General features: G+C 64.4%; 18 protein-coding genes and 1 pseudogene. 10 read left to right on the top strand and 9 right to left on the bottom strand.

The window, feature by feature from the left end:
• Positions 1-9: 9 nt before the first annotated feature.
• Genes trpD through K426_RS08100 form a run of 4 tightly spaced genes read left to right on the top strand, consistent with a single transcriptional unit; the run spans position 10 to position 3,450 of the window.
• Positions 10-1,002 carry an anthranilate phosphoribosyltransferase gene (trpD, locus tag K426_RS08115; RefSeq protein ID WP_066561528.1) on the top strand — a complete coding sequence of 331 codons (993 nt, stop codon included), beginning with the start codon at positions 10-12 and terminating at the stop codon, positions 1,000-1,002.
• A complete protein-coding gene (gene trpC / locus K426_RS08110; protein ID WP_066555814.1) occupies positions 999-1,790 on the top strand; it encodes an indole-3-glycerol phosphate synthase TrpC in 792 nt (263 codons plus the stop codon). The genes trpD and trpC overlap by 4 nt, the downstream gene beginning before the upstream one ends.
• Positions 1,787-2,272, top strand: a complete 486-nt coding sequence (gene moaC, locus K426_RS08105) for a cyclic pyranopterin monophosphate synthase MoaC (RefSeq protein ID WP_066555813.1) — start codon at positions 1,787-1,789, stop codon at positions 2,270-2,272. The genes trpC and moaC overlap by 4 nt, the downstream gene beginning before the upstream one ends.
• Positions 2,269-3,450, top strand: a complete 1,182-nt coding sequence (locus K426_RS08100) for a molybdopterin molybdotransferase MoeA (RefSeq protein ID WP_066555811.1) — start codon at positions 2,269-2,271, stop codon at positions 3,448-3,450. Before moaC ends, K426_RS08100 begins: the two co-directional genes overlap by 4 nt.
• Positions 3,451-3,558: 108 nt before the next feature.
• Here K426_RS08100 and K426_RS32100 read toward each other — a convergent pair whose 3' ends face one another.
• Positions 3,559-3,717: a hypothetical protein gene (locus tag K426_RS32100; RefSeq protein WP_169576135.1), complete on the bottom strand. Its 159-nt coding sequence runs from the start codon at positions 3,715-3,717 to the stop codon at positions 3,559-3,561.
• A 143-nt stretch (positions 3,718-3,860) separates the two neighbouring features.
• Between K426_RS32100 and K426_RS30245 the strand changes: the two are divergent.
• Positions 3,861-4,746: pseudogene (locus K426_RS30245) on the top strand (IS1595 family transposase).
• Positions 4,747-4,796: 50 nt separating this feature from the next.
• Here K426_RS30245 and K426_RS08085 read toward each other — a convergent pair.
• Entirely contained in the window at positions 4,797-5,465 is a 669-nt protein-coding gene (locus K426_RS08085) for a hypothetical protein (RefSeq protein ID WP_145907217.1), read from the bottom strand.
• A gap of 150 nt (positions 5,466-5,615) precedes the next feature.
• Between K426_RS08085 and lexA the strand changes: the two genes are divergently transcribed.
• Positions 5,616-6,299 carry a transcriptional repressor LexA gene (lexA, locus tag K426_RS08080; RefSeq protein WP_066555803.1) on the top strand — a complete coding sequence of 228 codons (684 nt, stop codon included), beginning with the start codon at positions 5,616-5,618 and terminating at the stop codon, positions 6,297-6,299.
• On the opposite strand, the gene K426_RS08075 is transcribed toward lexA, so the two are convergent.
• Positions 6,290-8,236 carry a ComEC/Rec2 family competence protein gene (locus tag K426_RS08075; protein WP_443018222.1) on the bottom strand — a complete coding sequence of 649 codons (1,947 nt, stop codon included), beginning with the start codon at positions 8,234-8,236 and terminating at the stop codon, positions 6,290-6,292. The genes lexA and K426_RS08075 overlap by 10 nt on opposite strands.
• A 246-nt stretch (positions 8,237-8,482) precedes the next feature.
• On the opposite strand from K426_RS08075, the gene gltX reads away from it, so the two are divergent.
• Both gltX and K426_RS08065 read left to right on the top strand, forming a co-directional pair.
• The gene (gltX, locus tag K426_RS08070) at positions 8,483-9,937 is read left to right on the top strand and encodes a glutamate--tRNA ligase (protein ID WP_066555793.1); all 1,455 of its coding nucleotides are present in this window, start codon (positions 8,483-8,485) and stop codon (positions 9,935-9,937) included.
• Positions 9,938-9,954: 17 nt separating this feature from the next.
• The gene (locus tag K426_RS08065; protein WP_066561525.1) at positions 9,955-11,241 is read left to right on the top strand and encodes a citrate synthase; all 1,287 of its coding nucleotides are present in this window, start codon (positions 9,955-9,957) and stop codon (positions 11,239-11,241) included.
• A 255-nt stretch (positions 11,242-11,496) separates the two neighbouring features.
• Here K426_RS08065 and K426_RS08060 read toward each other — a convergent pair whose 3' ends face one another.
• From K426_RS08060 to K426_RS08045, 4 genes are all read right to left on the bottom strand, one after another.
• Positions 11,497-12,879, bottom strand: a complete 1,383-nt coding sequence (locus K426_RS08060) for a sensor histidine kinase (RefSeq protein WP_066555792.1) — start codon at positions 12,877-12,879, stop codon at positions 11,497-11,499.
• The gene (locus tag K426_RS08055; protein WP_082748474.1) at positions 12,879-13,976 is read right to left on the bottom strand and encodes a DUF2336 domain-containing protein; all 1,098 of its coding nucleotides are present in this window, start codon (positions 13,974-13,976) and stop codon (positions 12,879-12,881) included. The genes K426_RS08060 and K426_RS08055 overlap by 1 nt, the downstream gene beginning before the upstream one ends.
• Before the next feature lie 46 nt (positions 13,977-14,022).
• Complete coding sequence (locus K426_RS08050) at positions 14,023-15,189, bottom strand: hypothetical protein (RefSeq protein ID WP_066555791.1); 1,167 nt, start codon at positions 15,187-15,189, stop codon at positions 14,023-14,025.
• A gap of 77 nt (positions 15,190-15,266) precedes the next feature.
• Positions 15,267-15,569, bottom strand: coding sequence for an Hpt domain-containing protein (locus K426_RS08045; protein ID WP_066555790.1), 303 nt, complete (start codon positions 15,567-15,569; stop codon positions 15,267-15,269).
• Positions 15,570-15,649: 80 nt separating this feature from the next.
• On the opposite strand from K426_RS08045, the gene K426_RS08040 reads away from it, so the two are divergent.
• The gene (locus K426_RS08040) at positions 15,650-18,322 is read left to right on the top strand and encodes a hypothetical protein (protein WP_066555788.1); all 2,673 of its coding nucleotides are present in this window, start codon (positions 15,650-15,652) and stop codon (positions 18,320-18,322) included.
• A gap of 200 nt (positions 18,323-18,522) precedes the next feature.
• Here K426_RS08040 and K426_RS08035 read toward each other — a convergent pair whose 3' ends face one another.
• Positions 18,523-19,521: a 2-hydroxyacid dehydrogenase gene (locus tag K426_RS08035; RefSeq protein WP_066555786.1), complete on the bottom strand. Its 999-nt coding sequence runs from the start codon at positions 19,519-19,521 to the stop codon at positions 18,523-18,525.
• A gap of 119 nt (positions 19,522-19,640) precedes the next feature.
• Here K426_RS08035 and K426_RS08030 point away from each other — a divergent pair, with 119 nt between their 5' ends.
• On the top strand, positions 19,641-20,111 hold the full coding sequence (locus K426_RS08030) for an SH3 domain-containing protein (RefSeq protein WP_066561521.1): 471 nt from the start codon (positions 19,641-19,643) through the stop codon (positions 20,109-20,111).
• 7 nt (positions 20,112-20,118) lie between these two features.
• On the opposite strand, the gene K426_RS08025 is transcribed toward K426_RS08030, so the two are convergent.
• Positions 20,119-21,645, bottom strand: coding sequence for a peptide MFS transporter (locus K426_RS08025; RefSeq protein WP_066555785.1), 1,527 nt, complete (start codon positions 21,643-21,645; stop codon positions 20,119-20,121).
• Positions 21,646-21,771 lie beyond the last annotated feature (126 nt).

The following is a 21,771-nucleotide window of genomic DNA, read 5'->3' as shown; positions in this document are numbered from 1 at the left end:
GCAGCGTCGATGACCCGCCTGCCCGATCCTACTGGCCCCCTCGACGCGCAACAGGCCGCCAAAGCCTTCGACCTGCTGTTCGACGCCGACCTCCCTGAAGAGGAGATTGCCGGCTTCCTCGTCACCATGGCCCGCCGTGGAGAGACGGCCACGGAAATCGCCGCCGCCGCCCGCGCCATGCGCAGCCGCATGATCCCGGTCAGCGCTCCTGCGGGCGCAATCGATGTCTGCGGCACCGGCGGCGACGGGCACCATACGCTCAACGTCTCGACAGCCGTATCGCTGGTGGTCGCAGCCGCGGGCATCCCCGTGGCCAAGCATGGCAACCGCGCCGCCTCCTCCAAGGCAGGCGCTGCCGACACGCTGGAAGCGCTCGGCCTCGACCTCGACCGCGCAGCCGCGACAGCCGAAGCGACTCTGGCCGATCTCGGCATCTGCTTCCTCTTTGCGCAGAACTACCACCCCGCGCTCAAACGCCTCGGTCCGATCCGCAAGGCGATAGGCGAACGCACCGTCTTCAACCTGATGGGCCCGCTCGCCAATCCAGCCCAAGTGCGCCGCCAATTAATCGGCATCGCCCGCCCTGCCTATGTCCCCATCTATGCGGAGGCGCTGGCGGACCTTGGCGTCGACCATGCCATGATCGTCTCCGGCGACGAAGGGCTGGACGAACTGTCGCTGGCAGGCGGCAATGATCTGGCGGAAGTGAAAGGCAACAGCCTGATCGCGATGCGCCGCCTGACGTCCGCCGAACTCGGCCTCTCCACCCATCCGGTGGAAGCGATCAGGGGCGGCGACCCCGCCTATAATGCCGCCGCGCTCCGCGCCCTGCTGCAAGGCGAAACGGGGCCGTATCGGGATGCCGTGCTGTTGAACGCCGCCGCAGCCCTTGTCGTCGCGGATGCCGTATCCGATTTTCGCGAAGGTGTGGAGGAAGCCGCCGAAACCATCGATCGCGGGCTTGCCAACGCGCTCCTCAATTGCTGGATTGCCTATCAATGACCAACAAGCTGATCGAAATCTGCGATGTGAAGCGGGATGAAGTCGCCCGGCGCAAGGCCGCGATCACCGTCTCCACGCTCCACGCCCGCGCCGCCGAACAGACGCCCCCGCGCGGTTTCCGCAAGGCGCTGGACGATGCCGCCCGCTCCGGCTTCGGCCTGATCGCGGAGATCAAGAAGGCCAGCCCGTCCAAAGGCCTGATCCGTCCCGATTTCGACCCCCCCGCCCATGCCCAGGCCTATGCGGCGGGCGGCGCGGCCTGCCTGTCGGTATTGACCGACGAGCCTTATTTCCAGGGCCATGACGATTATCTGATGGCCGCCCGCTCCGCCTGCGCCCTGCCGGTGCTTCGCAAGGATTTCATGGTCGACCCCTGGCAGGTGCTGGAAAGCCGCTCGCTGGGCGCCGACGCCATCCTCATCATCGCCGCCGCGCTGGACGACGGTCAGATGGCGGAAATCGAGGACGCTGCCCTCGGCCTCGGCATGGACGCTCTCATCGAAGTGCATGACGCGCAGGAACTGGAACGGGCGATGAAGCTCCGATCGCGCCTGATCGGCGTCAACAATCGCGACCTGCGCGACTTCACCGTCGATTTCGCCCGCACCTATGAACTGGTCGGCCAGGCTCCGGAAGGCTGCACCTTCGTCGCGGAAAGCGGGATCGGCAGCCATGACGACCTGATCGCCATGTCGGACCATGGGGTGCGCTGCTTCCTAGTCGGGGAAACCCTTATGAGGCAGGCCGATGTCGAAACCGCGACCCGCAACCTGCTGACGGGGCAATGAGCAAGCTCACCCATCTGGACAAGGACGGCTCGGCCCATATGGTCGATGTCTCGGCCAAGGCAGTCACGGCCCGCGAGGCGATCGCCACCGGCCGCATCACCATGAGCGGGGAAGCCGCCGCCGCCATCGCCCAAGGCCTGGTGAAAAAGGGCGACGTACTGGCAGTCGCCCGTGTCGCGGGCATCATGGCCGCCAAGCGCACCGCCGAACTGATCCCGCTCTGTCATCCGATCCCGCTCAGTTCCGTCAGTATCGCATTCGACCTCGACGACAGCGGCGTCACCGTCACCGCCACCGCCAGAACCGCAGGCCAGACGGGTGTCGAGATGGAAGCGCTCACCGCCGCGTCGGTCGCATTGCTGACCGTCTACGACATGGCAAAGGCGCTCGATAAAGCCATGGTCATCAGCGACGTCCGCCTGCTCGCCAAAACCGGCGGCAAGTCCGGCGACTGGACTGCCGGGGACGGGCGCGCGGCATGAGCCTGCTCCCGGTCGCGGAGGCGCAAAGCCGCCTGATGGCGCTCGCGGCGCCCCTGCCGACCGAGCAGGCGGCCATTCCCGCCTGCGCCGGACGTTGGCTGACCGAGGATATCGCCGCGCTGCGCGATCAGCCCTGGGCCGATCTTTCCGCCATGGATGGCTATGCGATCCGCGCGGACGAATGGCCGGGGCCATGGAGAGTCACGGCCGAAAGCGCGGCTGGCGGCCCGCTTCCTCCACCGCTCGGTCCCGGCGAAGCCTGCCGCATCTTTACCGGCGCGCCCCTGCCGCAAGGCGCGGACAGCGTTCTGATCCAGGAGGATGCGGTCCGGGAAGAAACGATCCTGCAGGGATTGGGCGACGCTCTGGCCCATGGCCGCAATGTTCGCCCCGCTGCATCCGATTTCGGCAAAGGCGGCCTTCTGCTGAAGACGGGCACCGCTCTCGGCCCTGCACAGATCGCCCTTGCCGTGCTGGGCGGCCATGGAAGCTTGCCCGTCGCCCGGCGTGCGCGCATCGCCCTGCTCTCCACCGGCAATGAACTGGTCCCGCCCGGCGCGCCTGCGCTGCCAGGCCAACTCCCTTCCTCCAACGCCCCCATGCTGGCCGCGCTGCTCGGCGGCCTGCCTTGCGATATTATCGATCTGGGGATCGTGTCCGACGATCTCGGCAGCGTGACCCAGGCCTTCACCCGCGCAGGGGACGCCGACATCATCGTTTCGACCGGCGGCGCGTCGGTGGGGGATCATGACATCGTCCGCCCCGCCTTCGCCCGCGCTGGGGGCTCGCTCGATTTCTGGAAGATCCGCATGCGGCCGGGCAAGCCGCTCATGGCTGGCACGCTGGGCTCCGCCATCTTCCTCGGCCTGCCCGGCAATCCCGTATCGGCCTTCGTCACTGCGACGTTGTTCCTGCTCCCCCTGGTCCGCCATCTGATGGGCTCCGCATCGCCCCTGCCCCGCACCACGCTGGCAACGCTTGCCGCGCCCCTTCCCGCCACCGGAGAACGCGACGATTATCTGCGCGCCTTCCGCACCGAAGCGGGCATCGTTTCCGTGACCTCGCAGGACAGCGCCGCCACGGCCGCCCTGGCGATGGCCGACTGCCTCATCCTGCGCCCCGCCGGCTCACCCGCAGCCTTGGCGGGCGAGGCCGTCACGGTCCTCCCCCTCGCCTAAGCTCATCCTCTTCGCATAAGGAAAGGGGCCGACGAGCGACCCCTTCCAGTGCAGTCCTGATGACTAGTTGCGGCATTCAGATCATATACTGAATGGCAGCCAGGCTGTTCAGCGCTGCTGCTTGCCCGGCGCCTTGTCCTGGCGGCGTTCGTCGCCCATCTGGCCCTGGCGGTTCTCCTGCTGCTGCTGGCGTCCGCCCTGGCTGGACCGGTCGCCGCCCTGCTGATCGCGGCGTTGATCACCGCCCTGCTTGTTCTGGTTGGCCATCTTACTCTCCTATTCGCCTTCTTCGGGAAAGGCAGCCGTTTAAACGGCCCGCCCGCCGCCACGTTCCCGCAAATGCGGCAAACCGTTAGGCGCTTGGTGATTATCCCCTTTAAACAAGTAGCCGAATATGGCATATGATGGGCATGAGCAACAAAGCCCCCACGCTGCGCCAGTTCCAAGATCGCTTCCCGACCGAAGATAGTTGCCTCGATCACCTGATGCGCGTTCGCTACGGGGATCGCCATAATTGCGAGAAGTGCGGCAAGTCGGCCCATTTCTACCGCGTGAAGGGCCGCCGCTCCTACGCTTGCGAATATTGCGGCGCTCAGATTTACCCGACCGCTGGCACCCCCTTTGACCGCACTCGCACGAGCCTGCGCGATTGGTTCTTCGTCATGTTCCAGTTCTGCGCCTCGCGAAACGGCGTTGCCGCCAAGGAAGTCGAGCGTCAGCTAGGCGTGACCTACAAGACCGCTTGGCGCATGTGCCACATGATCCGCGAATATATGGGGCAGGTTGACGGCGACGATCCGGTGGGCGGGCTTCGGTAAGATCGTGGAAGTTGATGAAACCTACATCGGCGGTAAGCAGGAAGGTAAAGGCGCGGGCAACTACCGCGACAACAAGGCCATTGTGATCGGTATGCGTGAGCGCAACGGCGACGTGATCACCCGCGTCGTTCCGAACCGTAAGAAATCTACGCTGGAGCCGCATGTTTTCGCCAACGTAAAGCCGCATACCGAAATCCACACGGACGAACTGATCAGCTATCGCGATCTGGGCGAGTTCAAGGGCTACGGGCACAAGACCGTGAACCACAGCGCCGATCAATATGTCAGCGCCACCGGAACCACCGTGAACGGCATTGAAGGCTTCTGGGCGCAGCTAAAGCGCGGGATTAACGGCACCCACATTCATGTCAGCGCGAAGCATCTCCCGAAGTATCTCGCTGAGTTTGAGTTTCGTCACAATATGCGCGACGTTCCGCATCTGATGCTGGATCGCCTGATGGTTTCTTTTTCCCGCTAACAGGCGCGTGGCCGTGGGCCATCGCGTCTAGCAGGCGGTCGAAGCGATCGTTAACTCTGCTGTTCATGCTCTTGAGCCTCTAGCAAATTTCCTTGGCGAAAATCAGGAGTTATCCAATTTAACGTGTCGTTGGATCTACCCATGAAAAGCAAGGTCATGTGGTAAAAGTTACAACCTTCAAAGTCGCAATCCCAAAATCCAATAGCCAAGTTTGACTGGCTGCTTGGGTCTATCTCGATGCAATCCACATCATAGGTATTGCAATCACTCATGACACTCATCCTTTTAGAAGGATCGGTGTTCATTCCTATGATAGCAGTTCCGGGGCCGATTATCTCGCAATTAATAAACTTCTTACCGTTGACACGCTTACGTCCAAGCGGCGCCAGATCGCGTAAATACAGCCTCTTATTCTGATAAACCCGCGCCATTGGATCAAAATCTAAGCCCTCCCCGTCCAGTCGTGCCCGATGCCTTCTTTCGACTCTCCAGAGCTGCGTCTTGGCGAATAGTGCGAAGGACATGCTGGTAAGTAAGAACGTCACCAAGCCGCAGGCTATCCATCCAAAAGCGCCGAATTGATTGATGAGGCCCACGCCCTGAGAAAGATAGGCCATCACGATGCCCAAAATCGTGCCCGGAACGATGGAGCCTGAAAAAGTGAATAGCGATGAAGCCACCGAGAGTAGGCGCTCCATTGATTGGCTGAACTTTGCCATCTTGCCCCCTTCATGCCGAATCTCCTTCGGCATGGGGATCGCATATAGCGGATATCGCTACTTGTCGGAAAGGGATAATAACCAGGCGCTTGACTTACCCCTTTCCGTTTCCTATGCGTTCCCCATACGTTCCAAGGAGGGCAAGGCGAGATGTTGACACCCAAGCAACAGGAATTGCTGAGCTTCATTCAGACCCGGCTGGAGGAGGGAGGCGTCTCCCCCTCTTTCGAGGAGATGAAGGAAGCGCTGGACCTGCGGTCCAAATCCGGCATTCACCGCCTAATCAACGCGTTGGAGGAGCGCGGCTTCATTCGCCGCCTGCCCAATCGCGCCCGTGCGCTGGAGGTGCTCAAGCTTCCCGACGCCATGCATCGCGCGCCCAAGCTCATTGCGCCGCTCAAAGCCCCCTTGGCGACCGGACCGGCGTTGATCACGCCGCCTGCCGCCAATGACATCCTTGAGATTCCGCTGCACGGCCGCATCGCGGCGGGCGTGCCGATCGAAGCGTTGGAGGGGCAGAATATGCTCTCCGTCCCCGCGGCGCTGCTCGGGACCGGAGATCATTATGCGTTGGAAGTGGCAGGCGATTCCATGGTCGAGGCGGGAATACTCGACGGCGACTTCGCGCTCATCCAGCGCACCGAGGTGGCGCGCGAAGGACAGATCGTGGTCGCGCTGATCGACGAGAATGAGGCCACCCTCAAATATTTCCACCGCGAAGGACAGAAGGTTCGGCTCGATCCCGCCAACAGTGCCTATGAACCGCAAATCTACAATCCGCAGCAGGTCCGGATACAGGGAAAGCTGGCGGGGTTATTGCGGCGCTATAACTGACGACCCGGCAATCCGCGCGGTCGACCCAAAGGCCGCGCGACCCAGGGATGCTCGTCATTCCCGGTCTTCACGCTGCGGATGGAGCCATGGTCGAGATCGATGGCAAGGCCGCCCGTTGCGGCCAGGGATCGTCGATCCACCTTCAACCAGCGCGGTCGGCAGACCCCCGGCAGGCGCCGATCGCTGACGACGATATCGACGCGCGCGCAATCCCGCGCCAATATGGCATTGTCGATCTTCATGCTGCTTCGCGTCAGCAGCAGGTTCCAGTTCCGGCCTCCGCCCGTCACGCGAACGGCGCAAAGATCGGGAGAACAGCGGGCTTGCGGCAACGCCGCCATTGCCTCCAGCGTGCCGTCATAGCCCGCGCTTTCCGCCATGACCTCCCGCACATAGCTGCCCGCCCGCCCGCGCAGCGTCGCCATGCCGTCATTCGCAGTCCGGACCGCGACATGGCGACCATCTCCCGTTATCAAGATGGCGGGTGGCGAACTGGTCACGATCATCACCACGCCAGCCGTCACTGGCATCAAACCCGCCCAGCGCCACCGGCTTCGCCATAACAGGCACCACAACATGCCTGACAGGATGAAGCCGAACACCACCCCCGATTGCCCGGGCGCCAGAACCACCGCCCCGGGGCTGGACGCCACCCCATGCGCAACCAGCAGCAACAGGTCCAGCGAGCGGGCGGTGAGCCACCAGAAGGGGGCGCCCCATCCGCCCATATCGAACAGCAAGGCCATCGCCTCCAACGGCATGACGACCAGAGTGGTGAGCGGTATGGCCACTAGATTGGCGACCGAACCCAGCATGCCCGCCTTGTGGAAATGAAAAAGCGCGATGGGGGCCAGCACCAGTTCGACCACCAGTCCCGTCGCCAGCATGCCCATAAGATTGCGGGCGATCCGGCGCCATATTTCTTCGTCCCGCGCCGACAGGAAAGCACGAAAGCGCGGATGCTCACCCAGCGACACCAGGGCGACCACCGCGGCGAAACTCATCTGGAAACTCGGCCCCACCAGCGCTTCGGGCCAGAGGATCAGCACCACCAACGCGCCCGCCGCCACCAGCCTGAGCGTGATCGCGTCCCGCCCCATTGCCAGCCCGCCCAGGACCAGCAAGGCAGCGACGCATGACCGCACGGTCGGCACTTCCGCACCCGTCAGAAGCGTATAACCGATACCCGCCAAAGCCCCGCCGCCCGCCGCGACCAGCATCAGGGGCCAGTCGAGCGCCGCCCGACGGCTCAGCGCCATCGCCCGCATCAGCAGGAAAATCACCGCCGCGATCAAGGCCGTGACATGCAGGCCGCTGATGGACAGAAGGTGAGCAAGCCCGCTCCGCCGCATCGCCGCGGCATCGACTTCGGAAATCGCGCCTTGATCCCCCGTAGCCAGAGCGGCGGCAATGCCTGCGCCCTTCCCCGGAACCCGTTCCAGAATATGCGCGAACAGCCGAGCCCTGAGCGGCGGCCCCGCCGTCGCGGGCCGCAGGACGGTGATCGGCCGCAGCACGCGCCCGGTCGCACCGATCCCGTCAAAATAGGCCCGGCGCGCGAAATCATAGCCGCCCGGCAGGCTGGGTGGTGCAGGCGGCATCAGCCTCGTCCGGAAGCGCAGGACCGCCCCCTCCCCGATACCCGCCGGCATCAGCGCATCGTCAAGATTGACGCGTATCAGAGACGGCAGCGCGGGCATGCCGATCGGACGAACCAGCACGCGACTCATCTTCTGCGCAGGGCGCCGGTCGACCGATCTGACCTCCCCCGTCAGCTCGACAAAAGCCGCCCGAGGCAAGGGCGGCGCGCCCCACATCATCGCCTTTGCCCAGACCAGCAGGCATCCTGCACAGGCCAAAAGGCTGCCCGCCAGGATCGCCTGACGCACCCGTCCGCCGATCGGCAAAACAAGCGCGGCGCATGCCCCCGCCAACATGGCGCAGCAAAAGGCAAGCCATTGCAATCTATTAGGCAAGGCGAACCAGGCCGCAATACCAACAGCCAAGGCAACCGGAACCCAAAGCGGCAGCCGCTCGCGCTCTTCCTCCAGCCAAAGTTCCAAGCCGCGCCGAATCCGTTCCGCCCTTGCCCGGGCGGAAGTGACAACGGAGGTTTGTCGTGGCTCGAAAGCCATGCTAGGGGGCGTCGCGATCATGGATAGGCCGGGTGGATATCAGGGCGAATGTCAGGGAATGAAGCGGTGAGTGCTACGGGTTCGAACAAACAGGTAGTAACCCGTTTTGCGCCCTCGCCTACCGGTTTTCTTCATATCGGCGGCGCGCGCACCGCGCTCTTCAACTGGCTGTTCGCGCGTCATCATGGCGGCAAGTTCCTGCTGCGGATCGAGGACACGGACCGGGCGCGTTCCACTGAGGAAGCCGTGACCGCGATTTTCGACGGCCTGGAATGGCTGGGTCTGGGCGGCGACGAACCCGCGGTCTTCCAGTTCGAGCGCACCCCCCGCCATGCCGAAGTGGCGAACCAGTTGCTCGCCGCCGGTCATGCCTATCGCTGCTATGCGTCGCCCGAGGAACTGGCGGAACTGCGCGAGCAGCAGCGCGCCGCGAAGCAACCCATGCGCTATGACGGGCGCTGGCGCGACCGCTCGATCGAGGAGGCGCCTGAAGGCGCACCCTTCGTCATCCGCCTGAAAGCGCCGCGCGAAGGCGAAACGGTGATCGAGGACGCCGTGCAGGGCCGCGTCGTCGTCCAAAATGCGGAGCTGGACGATATGATCCTGCTGCGCTCCGACGGCACGCCTACTTATATGCTGGCCGTGGTGGTCGACGATCATGACATGGGCGTCACTCATGTCATTCGCGGCGACGACCATCTCAACAATGCGTTCCGCCAGCTTGGCATCATCAAAGCCATGGGTTGGGAAGAGCCAGTCTACGCCCATATCCCGCTGATCCACGGATCGGATGGCGCGAAACTCTCCAAGCGCCACGGCGCGCTGGGCGTTGACGCTTATCGCGACGAAATGGGCATGCTGCCCGAAGCGGTGCTCAACTATCTGCTGCGACTCGGCTGGGGCCATGGCGATGAAGAGATCATCTCCCTCGACCGCGCCGTCGAACTTTTTGATATCACGGGCGTCGGCCGCTCACCTTCACGCTTCGACATCAAGAAGCTGGAAAATCTGAACGGCCATTATCTGCGCGAAGCCGATGATGCGCGCCTGGCTGCGCTGGTCGCGCCGCGAATCGGGGAAAGGCTGGGCACTCCCTTGCCCGAAGGCGCCGAAAAGCTGCTGACCGACGCCATGGCGTCGCTGAAACCCCGCGCCAAGACGCTTAACGAAATTGCGGAGGGGGCCGAATTCTTGTTCAAAAATTGCCCGCTCGATTTTGACGAGAAGGCTCTTGCTCTGCTAGACGACTCGGCGCGCGCGCTGCTGGGACAGACAGCCGACGCTCTTGCACCCATCCAGTCCTGGACGGTCGAAGCGATCGAGGAAGCAATACGCCGCGTGGCAGAGGATGCCAGCCTCGGGCTTGGAAAGGTCGCGCAGCCTTTGCGCGCGGCGCTGACCGGTCGCACGGTTTCGCCGGGAATTTTCGACGTCCTTTTCCTTTTGGGGAAGGCGGAGAGCTTGGAACGATTGGCCGCTGTGAGGCACGCATCGGCCGATTGAAGTATCAGGAGAACAGCATGTCGGATAATAATGCCACTTTGACCGTCGGAGGCGACGCGAAAGACTATGCCATTCTGAATGGCACGGTCGGCCCGCAGGTCATCGATGTTCGCAAGCTTTACGCCAACACCGGCATGTTTACCTATGATCCGGGCTTCACCTCGACCGCGAGCTGCGATTCGGGCCTGACCTATATCGATGGCGACGCCGGCGTGCTGCTGCATCGCGGCTATCCGATCGACCAGCTTGCCGAGCAGTCGACCTTCATGGAAGTCAGCTACCTGCTCCTCAACGGCGAACTGCCGTCCAAGAAGGAGCTGGAGGATTTCACCCGCACGATCACGCGCCACACCATGGTGCATGAACAGCTCACCACCTTCTACCGCGGTTTCCGCCGCGACGCGCACCCGATGGCGATCATGTGCGGCGTGGTTGGCGCGCTGTCGGCCTTCTACCATGATTCGACCGACATCAACGATCCGGAACAGCGCAAGATCGCCAGCCACCGCCTGATCGCCAAGATGCCCACGATCGCGGCCATGGCGTATAAATATTCGGTGGGTCAGCCCTTCGTCTATCCGCGCAACGATTTGAGCTACACCGCCAACTTCCTGCGCATGACCTTCTCCGTCCCGGCGGAAGAATATGAGCCCGATCCGGTCATCGTCGATGCGATGGACAAGATCTTCACGCTCCATGCCGACCATGAACAGAATGCGTCGACCTCGACCGTGCGTCTGGCCGGTTCGTCGGGCGCCAATCCCTTCGCCTGCATCGCTGCCGGCATCGCCTGCCTCTGGGGTCCGGCGCATGGCGGCGCGAACGAAGCGGCGCTCAACATGCTGCGCGAAATCGGCACCGTCGATCGCATTCCCGAATATATCGCCCGCGCCAAAAACAAGGACGATCCGTTCCGCCTGATGGGCTTTGGCCACCGCGTCTACAAGAATTACGATCCGCGCGCGACCGTGATGCAGAAGACCGCGAAGGATGTTCTGGCCAAGCTGGGCGTGAACGACCCGATCTTCGACGTGGCGAAGGAACTGGAGCAGATCGCGCTTCACGATCCTTATTTTGTCGAAAAGAAGCTCTATCCGAATGTCGACTTCTATTCGGGCGTGATCCTCTCGGCCATCGGCTTCCCGACCGAGATGTTCACCGTGCTGTTCGCGCTCGCCCGCACCGTCGGCTGGGTCGCGCAGTGGAACGAAATGATTTCGGACCCCGCGCAGAAGATCGGCCGTCCGCGCCAGCTCTACACTGGACCCGCGCAGCGCGACTATGTCCCGGTCGAAAAGCGCTAAGCGGCGCTGACAATGAGAAAAGAGAAACGGCGCCCGATAGGCGCCGTTTTTTTTCAGCCGGAACATGTGATGTTTTACAAAAATAGCCATTAGCTGCCATTGAGCGCATCCGTGTTCCTGCGAAGGCAGGAACCCAGTTCCGCCGCTTGTGGATCATCGCACCGTAGGAACTGGACTCCTGCCTTCGCAGGAGCACGCTGCGCTTCAAGGAAAACAGCGCGGAACAGAACGTCCGCTACCGGCCCTTCCCCTTGGCTACCCCGCAAAAACAGGAAGCAAAAGCGTAAAGTGCGCGCCCCCTTCCGGCGCGTCGTCGATGCGGATATCTCCATCCATCGCTCGCGCCAGACGCCGCGAAATATAAAGCCCCAATCCGCTGCCGCCCGCATCGCTGCGGCCCAGTCGCTCGAACTTGTCGAAGATGCGCTCACGGCTGTCCGCGGGAATGCCATCCCCCCGGTCCAGCACCGCAATCCAGGCTTGCCCGGCTTCCCGGCCAGTCTCGATCCGCACGGTCGATCCTTCGGGCGCATAGCGGACCGCATTGCCGACAAGGTTCATCAATATCTGTAAGGCACGGCGGAATTCCCCGACCGCAGGCTGCTTCACCTCCGGCGCGGGCGCCACCACGCAAATCCCGCGATCCAGCGCCTTGACCAGGAACAGCCCGGCGGCCCGTCTCCCTATGTCGGCCAGATCGATCTCTTCGGCTATCACGCTGAAATCGGGCCGGTCGATCGCTTGCAGATCGGCCAGATCGTCGATCAGCGCCATCAAATGCCGCCCCGCCGCCGATATGTCATGGGCATAGCCGACATAATCCGGCCGCAACGGCCCTTCCAATTGCGCACCGATCGAATCCGCATTGGCGATGATCCGGCCCAAAGGCTGGCGCAACGAGCGGTCCAGCCTTTTGCCGAACTCGGCGGGATAGAACACCACCGGCTCCGGCGCGGCGAGTGGCGCCGCCACTGCGCGATCCAGCGGCAGCGCCTTCCCGCGATAGCCCACCAATTGCCCGGCCAGATCGAACATCGGAAAGCCCGACAGCATGAAGCGCTGCGCAGCATCGCCGGTCAGCGCCGCAACCTGATCGCGAAAGGCGCGCCGCTGGGCAAAGCCGCGCAGGATCGACAGATCGCCGTCCGCATCCGGACGCAATTCGAAATAGCTGGTGAAGCGGCTGCCCGGCACGGGCGCCGCCGAAGGCAGCGCGCCCTCTTCGCCAAAGCCCTCCAGCACCATCTGGAACCGCAATTGCGTGTCGATCTGCCATGTCCAGCCGTCCGACAGGGCGGCGATGTGGGTATCCCGCCGCATCAGATCGACCGGCGCGACAGCCGGCTGCCGCTCATGCCAATCGATGACGGCAAGCTGAACCAGTTCCGCTTCCGGCCTGGCGCGCACCCACATGTCGATATCGCCGCGTTCCGCCGCAGCGACGACAGGCCGCGACAGCGCGATTCCCAGATGTCCAGCCAGCCGAACCATCGCCGCCAGTTGCGGGATCGCCAGCATAGTTCCCAAATCCCCCCCTGCCTCCTGCTGCAAGGCGAGCAAGGGCGCATCCGCACTCAGCAGCCGACCGTCCGCAGCGACTGTCGCCCGGATGATGGCAGGATGCGCCGGCATGTTCATCAACCGCTAATCCGCAGCAGATGATCGAGCTTGGCCCGCAGCGCCGCGGGCGCGCGCAGGGCGTTCACCGCCGCATCCGCCTGCGCCATGGTGAGATCCTGATAGCGCACCGCTTCCCCGACAATCGCCGCGTCGGACAGGGACGGCCGCACCGGCCGCAACGCCAGCAGCAAATGCCGGTAATCTGCATCCGATCCCCCGAGGGCGCGGCAGAGCGCGGCGACCTGTCCCACCGGCCCCATGACCAATATGTCAGCGACCTGCGCGCTCTCCATCCGCAACCGCCGTCCGGCCAGCGCCGCAAACAACAGAAATTGCCTCTGCCCCAGCGCCGCGCCCATCAATTCCGGCGCGTCTGCCCCATCGCCCAGTTGACGGACCAGCCTGTCGGCCGCCGCAATCGGTCCCAAAGCCTCATCATGCCGCGCGAGCAGCCGCTGCGCCGCCGCTTCGACCAAGGGCAACACCGCCTCGGGCTCCATCAGGCCGCTCCGCTGGACGATCGCCGCCAGGCAAGCCGCCGCCGTCCACAGCAATTCCGCGAAAAAATCCGCAGGCAGATCGGGCTGCATCGGCTGATCCTCCGCCGCCGTCATCAGCCATCGCCCCTCGGCCAACATCAGCGCCGCCAGCGCATTCCCCAAGGCAGGATCGTCGGCGGGAAACAGCGACTCCGCTTCCGATTCGCCGCCAGCGTTGCCATCGGACACGCCAAATTGGCGCAGCATCAGGCTGATCCCGCCCCGCATCTGCATATGGGCGAGTAGCGCCGGTCCCAGCAGGGTCGGCTGCGCGCGCAGGGTCGGCCAGCAGACAGGCCGCGGCCATTGCGCCAGGGCTGCTGCGATTTCGGGCGTTTCCTCCAGCGCCAAGCGCAATCCGATCTCGATCGCGGTCAGGCATCCGCCCAGATGCCGCCGGGTTTCCGCCACCAGCGCATCGTGCCGCTCCCGCCCCTCATCGGGAAAGAAAAACGCCAGATCAATGGCATGACCAACAGGAACGGCGGACATGCCCGCCATGACTTGCGCCATTGGCCAGCAGTCCGCCTGGGTCGGTCCGATCAGGGACGAAAAGGCGCTCATATCGGCCAGCATAATGGCACGTCGTTAAAATGCACTAAACCGTAACGAGCAAAATCGCTCAAACCCGCCGCAGCAGGATCATCGCTCCGGCAGAGGCAATGGCGCATAGCATCGCAAGATCGAACATCAGCGGCAGCACGCCCAAGAGCGCCCCCGCCAGCAACGGCAGCAGCGCGCTGGCAGGGGTAAAGATCGTCCACGGCCGCGCCGCGCCCATCTTTTGCCCGCGGTCGGCCAACTGGATGATCGCCAGCAGCAGCGCCAGATAAAGCGGCGTGGCGCCTTGCGCCGCCAGCGCTATCCCGCCCACCGCGAAAGCGGGCGCGACAAAGGCCGTCCAGCCCATGGGCAGCGGCCGCAACGCCATTTCGTCCAGCCGGTCGGCGGTTTCCGCCATCAACAGCGACAGCAGCAACAGGCAAAAGCCCGCCCCGGTCCAAAGCAGTTCGATCGGCACCAGCGCGATCGCACCCAGCGCCATGGCCGCGATCCGCACCTGCAGGGCGGGAACCTGCATGCGCATCAACGCCGGGCTGATCAACCGCGCGACCGGACCCAGCAGATAATGTTCCGCCGCGCCCCTTACCCGCCGTTGCCGCGGCCCGTGGGAGAGTACCGCCTGGGCCGCCAGATCGGCCTGTTCCTGCGCCTCGACCAGCGCCACCCGGCCTTCCAGCAGATCGTCCTGCGGCACGGTGACCCGCCGCGCCCCGGCCTGCACCGCGGCCCGCACCAGGGTCAGCGCCAGATCCCAGTCACCGATCATGTCGAGCGTGTTGAACAACAGGTCCGGGCTGACCCGCGCCAACCCTGCCCAGCGCTGACCGGCATCGATCCGTTCGAACGGCGCGCTGGCGCGGCTGTCGTCCGTCACCAGCAGGGCATTGCCCTCATGGCCCGCCATCGCCTCGAAATAGTTCTGTCCGATGATCGCTCCATCCGCGACCAGCAGCGTATCGGCGTCACGCGGCGCATCGCGCACCATCGACACCATGTCCCGCACCAGCGCGACGGCAATGCCGTCCGCCGACAGCCGGTCGACCACCTGCGACAGAGCCGGGGTGATGACGCTGACCAGGATCATCACCCGGTCGGCGCCCGCGCGCACGGCCTGCCGCGCCTGATATTCCACCAGCGTCTGCCCGGCGAAATGCAGACTGCCGCGCAGCGACCCGGCCGAATCGCCACCGGCCCGGCTCGCGCTGAGAATAGCCGCAAAAGTCATGCGTGATGAAACCGACCCGATCGTTGTTCTGCCACCTTGTTACAAGGCGGACGCGTTCACGCAAGCAGCGTCACGCATCACCCCCGCGCAAGATCGTCAATCAACGCCCGCAAGCGCCGCAGGATGCGCGGATCGCCGGGCGCGGCGTCGACCGCTTCATCGGCCATGGTCATCAGGCTGGTAAGGCCGAAACTGGCCGCCAGCCCTTTCAGCCGCCATGCGGCAAGCTGCCAATTGGCGTCGCAACGGGCGCGCCCGAGCAAATCGAGATGCCGCTGCGCGCTTTCCATGAAGGCGACGCGCAGATCCTCAATCAACGGCCTGTCGTCACCGACAGCAGCGGCCAAAGCCGCATTCAGGGCGCCTGGGTCATAGGACATGGGGTCAACGCTATCTGGCTTGCGTTAAGTTTTGGTAACAGGGCATTTTCGTGCGCGTAAAAGCTGCTAGGATAGCAACCATGAATGGGGGCAGCACAATCGTCGAATTCTGGCGGGACAAGGACGCAGCGGCCGATGACACGGCGCGGGCAGACGACAGCTTGCTATTGAAACAGGCCGTTTTGGATCTGGAGGACGAAGGCATCCCCATCGAAAATGGCGAGCGCGGCGTGCGCGGCACCCAATGGGCGCTGCTAGCCGCAGGCATCGCCTGGATCGGCTTTGCCGGCTGGGCCACGCTTTCGTCCGGGCAATGGCGGGCGGGGCCGGCGGCCTGGCCGAGCCTGGTCGCGACGATCCTGGTGCCGCTCATCCTGCTCGGCGTCTGCTATCTGCTGCTGCTGCGGAACAGCCGCAGCGAATCCCGCCGCTATCTCGACACCGCCCAGGCTCTCAGGACCGAGGCGGAACTGCTCGAACTGCGCCTCGGCCGAATCGCCGGTCAGTTGGAGACGGCGCGCCAGACCATGCAGGATCAGGCGGAACTGCTCGACAGCTATGGCGCGGCGGCCAGCAGCAATATGGAAGCGTCGGCCGAACTGATCGCGAGCCGCGCCAACAGCACCGCCGAACGCGCCGAAGCCGCCGAACGCGCCGGACTGGCCCTGGTCCAGCGGATGGAAACGCTGATCGCATCGATCCCCGAACTGGAGGATCGCGCCACCCGCGTGTCGGCGCAGATCATCGACAATGGCCATGCGCTGTCGGAACGCATCGACGCGTTGGAGGCGCGGCTGCATGCGCTGGGCGAACTGTCGGACGACGCCCGCGCGCGCACGCTGTCCGCGACCAAGAGCCTGTCGAGCCAGCTCACCCAGCTACAGGAAGCCACCCGTTCCGCCACGCAGGAGGTCACGGGCATGGCGGACTTGGCTTCGGGCCGGATCGAAGCGACAACGCAAAGCGCCCGCAAGGCGATGGAGGAAAGCTGGCTCGACATCGAGCAGAAGTCTGTCGTCCTGAGCGGGCTGACGGATCGAACGAAGGCGGACATCGCGGAGACGACTGAGTCCGTCATCGCCCTTCTGACGCAGGAATTGAACCGCGTCGAAATCGACGTGCTGCATCGCCTGGAAACCACCCATGGCCGGGCGCAGGAAACCATGGCGGCGGTCGATGCCAATCTGACGGCTCAGGCTCTGTCGCTCAAATCGCTGATCGAAGGCGCGCAGGCCGGGATCGCCGCGACCAGCCAGTCCGCGCTCACAATCCTGTCTCGCGATGCCGAGACCGTCGAGGCGGAACTGCGCCAGCGGGTCGAAGCCGCCATTGCGCAAACCCATGAAGGCATCAGGTTGACGGACGACGGCATCGCCCGTCAGACCGAGGCGCTGGAGACGCTGATCGCCCGGTCGCGCAACAGCATCGCCGCCATTGGCGATGAAACCGTCACCAATCTTGCGGATCATGTGGGCGAAATCGAAAGCCGCCTGCACCAGATCAACGATCTGGTGCAGGGTCAGCGGGCGCTCGTCTCCGGCCTGCAGGGCAGCCTCGACGATGCGGTCGATTCCGCACAATCCCGTTTCGCGGCGATGGAACAATCTGCGCTGGCCCGCAACGAGCGGCTGACCGAGGCGTTGAGCCGTCTGACCGCCGAAACGCAACGCATCGACTCGGCGCTGGCCGCCGGCGGACTGACCGCCGAAAGGCTGATCGGCAGCGCGGAGACGCTGATGATGGCGCTCGATTCCAGCGTGCGCGAACTTGATGAAACCTTCCCCGCAGCGCTTCAGCGGTTCAACGGGCGAATCGAGACCAGCCGTACCCTGCTCGACAGCGCCGCGCCGGAAATGGAGCGGCTGGAGGCGATTTCCGAGGCGCTGCTCGGCCGCACCCAGGAAGCGGAAGAACTGCTGCGCGGCCAGGGCCGCCGCCTGACCGAATGGCTGGAAAGCACGCAGAGCGGCGTCGACGCCAATCGCGAGCTGGTGGAAAAGCTGCGCACCGCGCTCGACAATGCGCATCAGGACGCCACCCGCATCACCGAAGGCGCAGGCCCGCTGCTCGTCACCGCCCTGCTGCGCGTCAAGGACACCGCCGACCAGGCGGCCGAGCGCGCTCGTCAGGCGCTCAGCCGAGCCATTCCCGAAGCGGCCGAGGCGCTTGCCGACGCGAGCGAAGAAGCGATGCGGCGCGCCATAGGTGAAAAGGTCACGGCGCAAATCGAGATGGTCGCCAAGGTGGCCGAGGAAGCCGTGAAGGCCGCTCATCAGGCCTCCGATCGCCTGACCCGCCAGCTTCTGACCATCGCTGACACCAGCGCCAGCGTCGAAGCGCGGATCGAAGAGGCCGAACGCGCCACCGAAGATCGCGACCGCGACCATTTTGCGCGCCGCTCCGCTCTGATCATCGAATCGTTGAACAGCACGGCGATCGACGTGTCCAAGATTCTGTCCAACGATGTGACGGATTCGGCCTGGTCAGCCTATCTGAAGGGCGATCGCGGCGTCTTCACCCGGCGCGCGGTCAAGCTGCTGGACGCCGGCGAGTCCCGCGAAATAGCCCTGCATTACGACAATGATCCTGAATTTCAGGAACATGTGAACCGCTATATCCACGATTTCGAATCGATGCTGCGGATCATCCTGTCGGCCCGCGACGGCAATGCGCTGGGCGTTGCGATCCTATCGTCGGATATGGGCAAGCTCTATGTCGCGCTCGCTCAGGCGATTGAGAGGCTGAGGCAGTAAGCGACCTGGAGATTGGAAACACTTCCGGTAACGGCCATTTCCGGACATTTTCGAAGTTCGTCATTCCCGCGAAGGCGGGGATCCATCTCCTGACCTAACCGCTTGATGCAACGCTGGGAGATGGATTCCCGCCTTCGCGGGAATGACAAAACAGGAAGCGTCCGCTCTCCACCCTTTCCACCATCCCACCGGCGACAGGTTCAGACCCAGCCTTCCAGCACCTGATTGGGTGGCCGGTGACCGTCGACCCAGCTCCGGATATTGGCGATCACCCGCGCCCCGGTGGCGTCGCGTCCCTCGAACGTCGCAGACCCCATATGCGGCAACAGCACGACGTTGGAGAGGTCCAGCAGCCGCGGATCGACCGCCGGCTCATGGGTATAGACGTCCAGCCCCGCTCCTGCGAGCCGTCCTTCGGCAAGCGCGGTGATCAGCGCCGCTTCATCCGTGATCTCGGCGCGCGACGTGTTGATCAGATAGGCATCAGGCCGCATCAGCGCGATCCGCCGCGCATCGATCATGCACCGGCTGTCGGCATTGAGCGGACAATGGATGGAAACGATGTCGCAGTCGCGCAGCAGTGAATCCACATCCGGATACCAATGCGCCTGCAATTCCTGCTCCACTTCGAAGGGCAGGCGGTGGCGATTGTGATAGGCGATGGAAAGGCCGAACGCCACGGCCCGGCGGGCGACGGCGCGGCCGATGCGGCCCATGCCGATGATGCCCAGCCGCTTGCCGCCGATGCGATGGCCCAGCATCCCCGATGGGCTCCAGCCGGCCCAGGCGCCGGAACGCACCAGCTTTTCCCCTTCGGCCAGGCGGCGCGGCACGGTCAGGATCAGCGCCATCGTCATGTCGGCGGTATCTTCGGTCAGCACGCCGGGCGTGTTGGTGACGATGATCCCCTTCTTCCGCGCTGCGTTGAGGTCGATATGGTCGACGCCGCTGCCGAAGCTGGCGATCAGTTGCAGCCGCTCCGGCGCAGCCTCGATCAACGCCGCGTCCAGTTGATCGCTGACGGCCGGCACCAGCACGTCGCACTGCGCCATGGCGCGGGTCAGCGCGGCGCGATCCATCGGCACGTCACCGATATTGAAGACTGTATCGAACAGATCGGCCATGCGCGCCTCGACATTGGGAGGCAGGCGGCGCGTGACGATGACGCGCGGCTTGGCGGGGCGCGGTTTCTTGGCCATGTCTGGCCGCTATTCTTCGTAAGCGCGATGGTCAAGCGCTTATCCCCAATGTGCAAGAGAGCGGTTGTCGGTCATAGGCGCGAGCGGCTATGGTCGCGGGGTCGCATGATGGGGAATATATGGGCATGAAGGGCTATCTGGGCGCGGGCATCGTCGCCGCGCTGTGCTGGACGGGCGGGGCATGGGCCGCGCCTGCGAAGCCGGTTCCCTATTGGGCGTCGTTGACGCAGGCCGAGGCGCGCATGCGCGTGGGGCCGAGCCTGGATTACCCGTCCAACTGGGTCTATCGCCGCCGCGACCTGCCGGTGAAGGTGGTGCAGGTGCTGGGCCTGTGGCGCAAGATCGAGGATTCCACCGGCACCCAGGGCTGGATGCATGTCCGGCTGCTCAGCGACACGCCCACCGCCATCGTCACTGCCGGCATCGCGCCGATGCGCAATTCCCCCCGCGAGGATGCCCGTCCTCTCTTCCGCGCGCAGAAGGGCGTGGTGGGGCGGCTTTCCTCCTGCGGCAAGGGCTGGTGCGCGTTCGATGTCGGCGGGCAGAAGGGCTTCATCCGCGAAAGCGATATCTGGGGGGCGACGCAGTAACGCCCGTTCAGGCGTTTTCCTCTCCAAAGCGATCGCTGTGCATCAGCCGCTTCACCAGCGGCGCCAGCGCCATCACCACCAGGCCCGCGCCCACGGACCACCAGCCGATCTGGCTGTAGACCGCCAGCACATCGCCACGGGAGGCCGCTCCCCCCTCTCCGCCCGTAGCCGCCGCGATCAACCCGGCGGCATATTCGCCCAGCGCCATGGCCAAGAACCAGATGCCCATCATCAGGCCGATCATGCGCGACGGCGCCAGCTTCGACATGGCGGAAAGGCCGACCGGCGACAGGCAGAGTTCGCCCAGCGTGTGGCAGAGATAAAGCAGGAAGATGAACAGCACCGGCGTCAGCGTGCCGGGCGCGCCGGTCCCCGCCACCAGGATCAGGAAGCCAGCGCCGACCAGCGCCAGTGCAATGCCGAACTTGGCCGGGGTGGAGGGTTCCCATCCCCGCTTCGCCAGCCAGATCCACAAACCCGCGATCACAGGCCCGAACATCAGGATATAGGCGGCGTTGACCGACTGGAACATCGACGCCGGGACATGGAAACCCAATATATGCCGGTTCGTGTAGCGATCGGTGAACAGGCTGAGCGACGATCCGGTCTGCTCGTACAGGCCCCAGAAGATCGGGTTGATGACCAGCAGGAACAGCGCCGCCAGCATCCGGTCGCGGCCGATCCGCTCCATCCGGCCAAAAGCCTCCCAGAGGATGTACAGCACGACGGCGACGCTCGCCGCCGCCAGCATCCAGCCGACGACTGCGTGGCTCTGGATCAGGAACCAGCAAAGCGCGATCGACGCCAGGCTGGACAGATAGACCAGCCATTCGCGGCTGATGACGCCGCCGACGCGCTCCTTCAGGCGCGCTGGATCGGGCGGCTCTCCCCGGCCCTGTAGCAGCGGCTTGCACAGCATGAAGCCGATGACGCCCGCGATCATGCCGACCGACGCCGCGCCGAAACCCCAATGCCAGCCCCATGTCTGACCCAGATAGCCGCAAATGACCGGACCGATGGTCGCGCCCAGATTGATGCCCATGTAGAAGATCGTATAGGCCGGGTCGCGCCGCATATCGTCACGCGGATAGAGCTGCCCCACCAGCGCCGACACGCTGGATTTGAGGAAGCCGGTGCCGGTGATCACCGTCGCCAGGCCGAACCAGAACAGGCCAAGGCCCATGGCGCCCGCATCGTCGCTTTCCATGCCAAGGATGATATGCCCGATGGCGATCACGACGCCGCCAAACAGCACCGCCTTACGCTGGCCGAGATAGCGATCCGCCAGATAGCCGCCCATCAGCGGCGAAATATAGATGAGCGACATATAGGCGCCATAGGCGTAGCTGGCGTCGCGGTCGGAAAAGAGGAAATGCTGCGTCAGGTAGAAGATCAGCAGCGCGCGCATGCCGTAGAAGGAGAAGCGTTCCCACATCTCCACGAAAAACAGCAGGAACAGCCCACGCGGATGGCCGAGCCAGGTCTTGCCTGTGCCCGCCCCTGCCCCGGCGGCGGTTGTAACGGAGGTCGCCATCCGGCCCCTTATCCTATCTTGTTGCGGGGCCTGCGGAACGCACCCCTTGTCGCCGCCAGCCTAGAGCCGAAATTATTCATCTGTCAAAGAGCGGCCATGCCCTTGCGTCCGATCAGCGGGCGAGCC

The sequence above is a fragment of the Sphingobium sp. TKS genome, from assembly GCF_001563265.1.
GTDB lineage: Bacteria > Pseudomonadota > Alphaproteobacteria > Sphingomonadales > Sphingomonadaceae > Sphingobium.
This window is presented reverse-complemented; position numbering and strand designations above follow the sequence as displayed.

What these genes read in the sequence shown, in the direction of transcription:
- trpD (WP_066561528.1), top strand. Translation starts at nt 10, where the DNA reads ATGACCCGCCTGCCCGATCCTACTGGCCCCCTCGACGCGCAACAGGCC.
- trpC (WP_066555814.1), top strand. Translation starts at nt 999, where the DNA reads ATGACCAACAAGCTGATCGAAATCTGCGATGTGAAGCGGGATGAAGTC.
- moaC (WP_066555813.1), top strand. Translation starts at nt 1,787, where the DNA reads ATGAGCAAGCTCACCCATCTGGACAAGGACGGCTCGGCCCATATGGTC.
- K426_RS08100 (WP_066555811.1), top strand. Translation starts at nt 2,269, where the DNA reads ATGAGCCTGCTCCCGGTCGCGGAGGCGCAAAGCCGCCTGATGGCGCTC.
- K426_RS32100 (WP_169576135.1), bottom strand. Translation starts at nt 3,717, where the DNA reads ATGGCCAACCAGAACAAGCAGGGCGGTGATCAACGCCGCGATCAGCAG.
- K426_RS08085 (WP_145907217.1), bottom strand. Translation starts at nt 5,465, where the DNA reads ATGGCAAAGTTCAGCCAATCAATGGAGCGCCTACTCTCGGTGGCTTCA.
- lexA (WP_066555803.1), top strand. Translation starts at nt 5,616, where the DNA reads ATGTTGACACCCAAGCAACAGGAATTGCTGAGCTTCATTCAGACCCGG.
- K426_RS08075 (WP_443018222.1), bottom strand. Translation starts at nt 8,236, where the DNA reads ATGTTGGCGGGGGCATGCGCCGCGCTTGTTTTGCCGATCGGCGGACGG.
- gltX (WP_066555793.1), top strand. Translation starts at nt 8,483, where the DNA reads ATGTCAGGGAATGAAGCGGTGAGTGCTACGGGTTCGAACAAACAGGTA.
- K426_RS08065 (WP_066561525.1), top strand. Translation starts at nt 9,955, where the DNA reads ATGTCGGATAATAATGCCACTTTGACCGTCGGAGGCGACGCGAAAGAC.
- K426_RS08060 (WP_066555792.1), bottom strand. Translation starts at nt 12,879, where the DNA reads ATGAACATGCCGGCGCATCCTGCCATCATCCGGGCGACAGTCGCTGCG.
- K426_RS08055 (WP_082748474.1), bottom strand. Translation starts at nt 13,976, where the DNA reads ATGCTGGCCGATATGAGCGCCTTTTCGTCCCTGATCGGACCGACCCAG.
- K426_RS08050 (WP_066555791.1), bottom strand. Translation starts at nt 15,189, where the DNA reads ATGACTTTTGCGGCTATTCTCAGCGCGAGCCGGGCCGGTGGCGATTCG.
- K426_RS08045 (WP_066555790.1), bottom strand. Translation starts at nt 15,569, where the DNA reads ATGTCCTATGACCCAGGCGCCCTGAATGCGGCTTTGGCCGCTGCTGTC.
- K426_RS08040 (WP_066555788.1), top strand. Translation starts at nt 15,650, where the DNA reads ATGAATGGGGGCAGCACAATCGTCGAATTCTGGCGGGACAAGGACGCA.
- K426_RS08035 (WP_066555786.1), bottom strand. Translation starts at nt 19,521, where the DNA reads ATGGCCAAGAAACCGCGCCCCGCCAAGCCGCGCGTCATCGTCACGCGC.
- K426_RS08030 (WP_066561521.1), top strand. Translation starts at nt 19,641, where the DNA reads ATGGGCATGAAGGGCTATCTGGGCGCGGGCATCGTCGCCGCGCTGTGC.
- K426_RS08025 (WP_066555785.1), bottom strand. Translation starts at nt 21,645, where the DNA reads ATGGCGACCTCCGTTACAACCGCCGCCGGGGCAGGGGCGGGCACAGGC.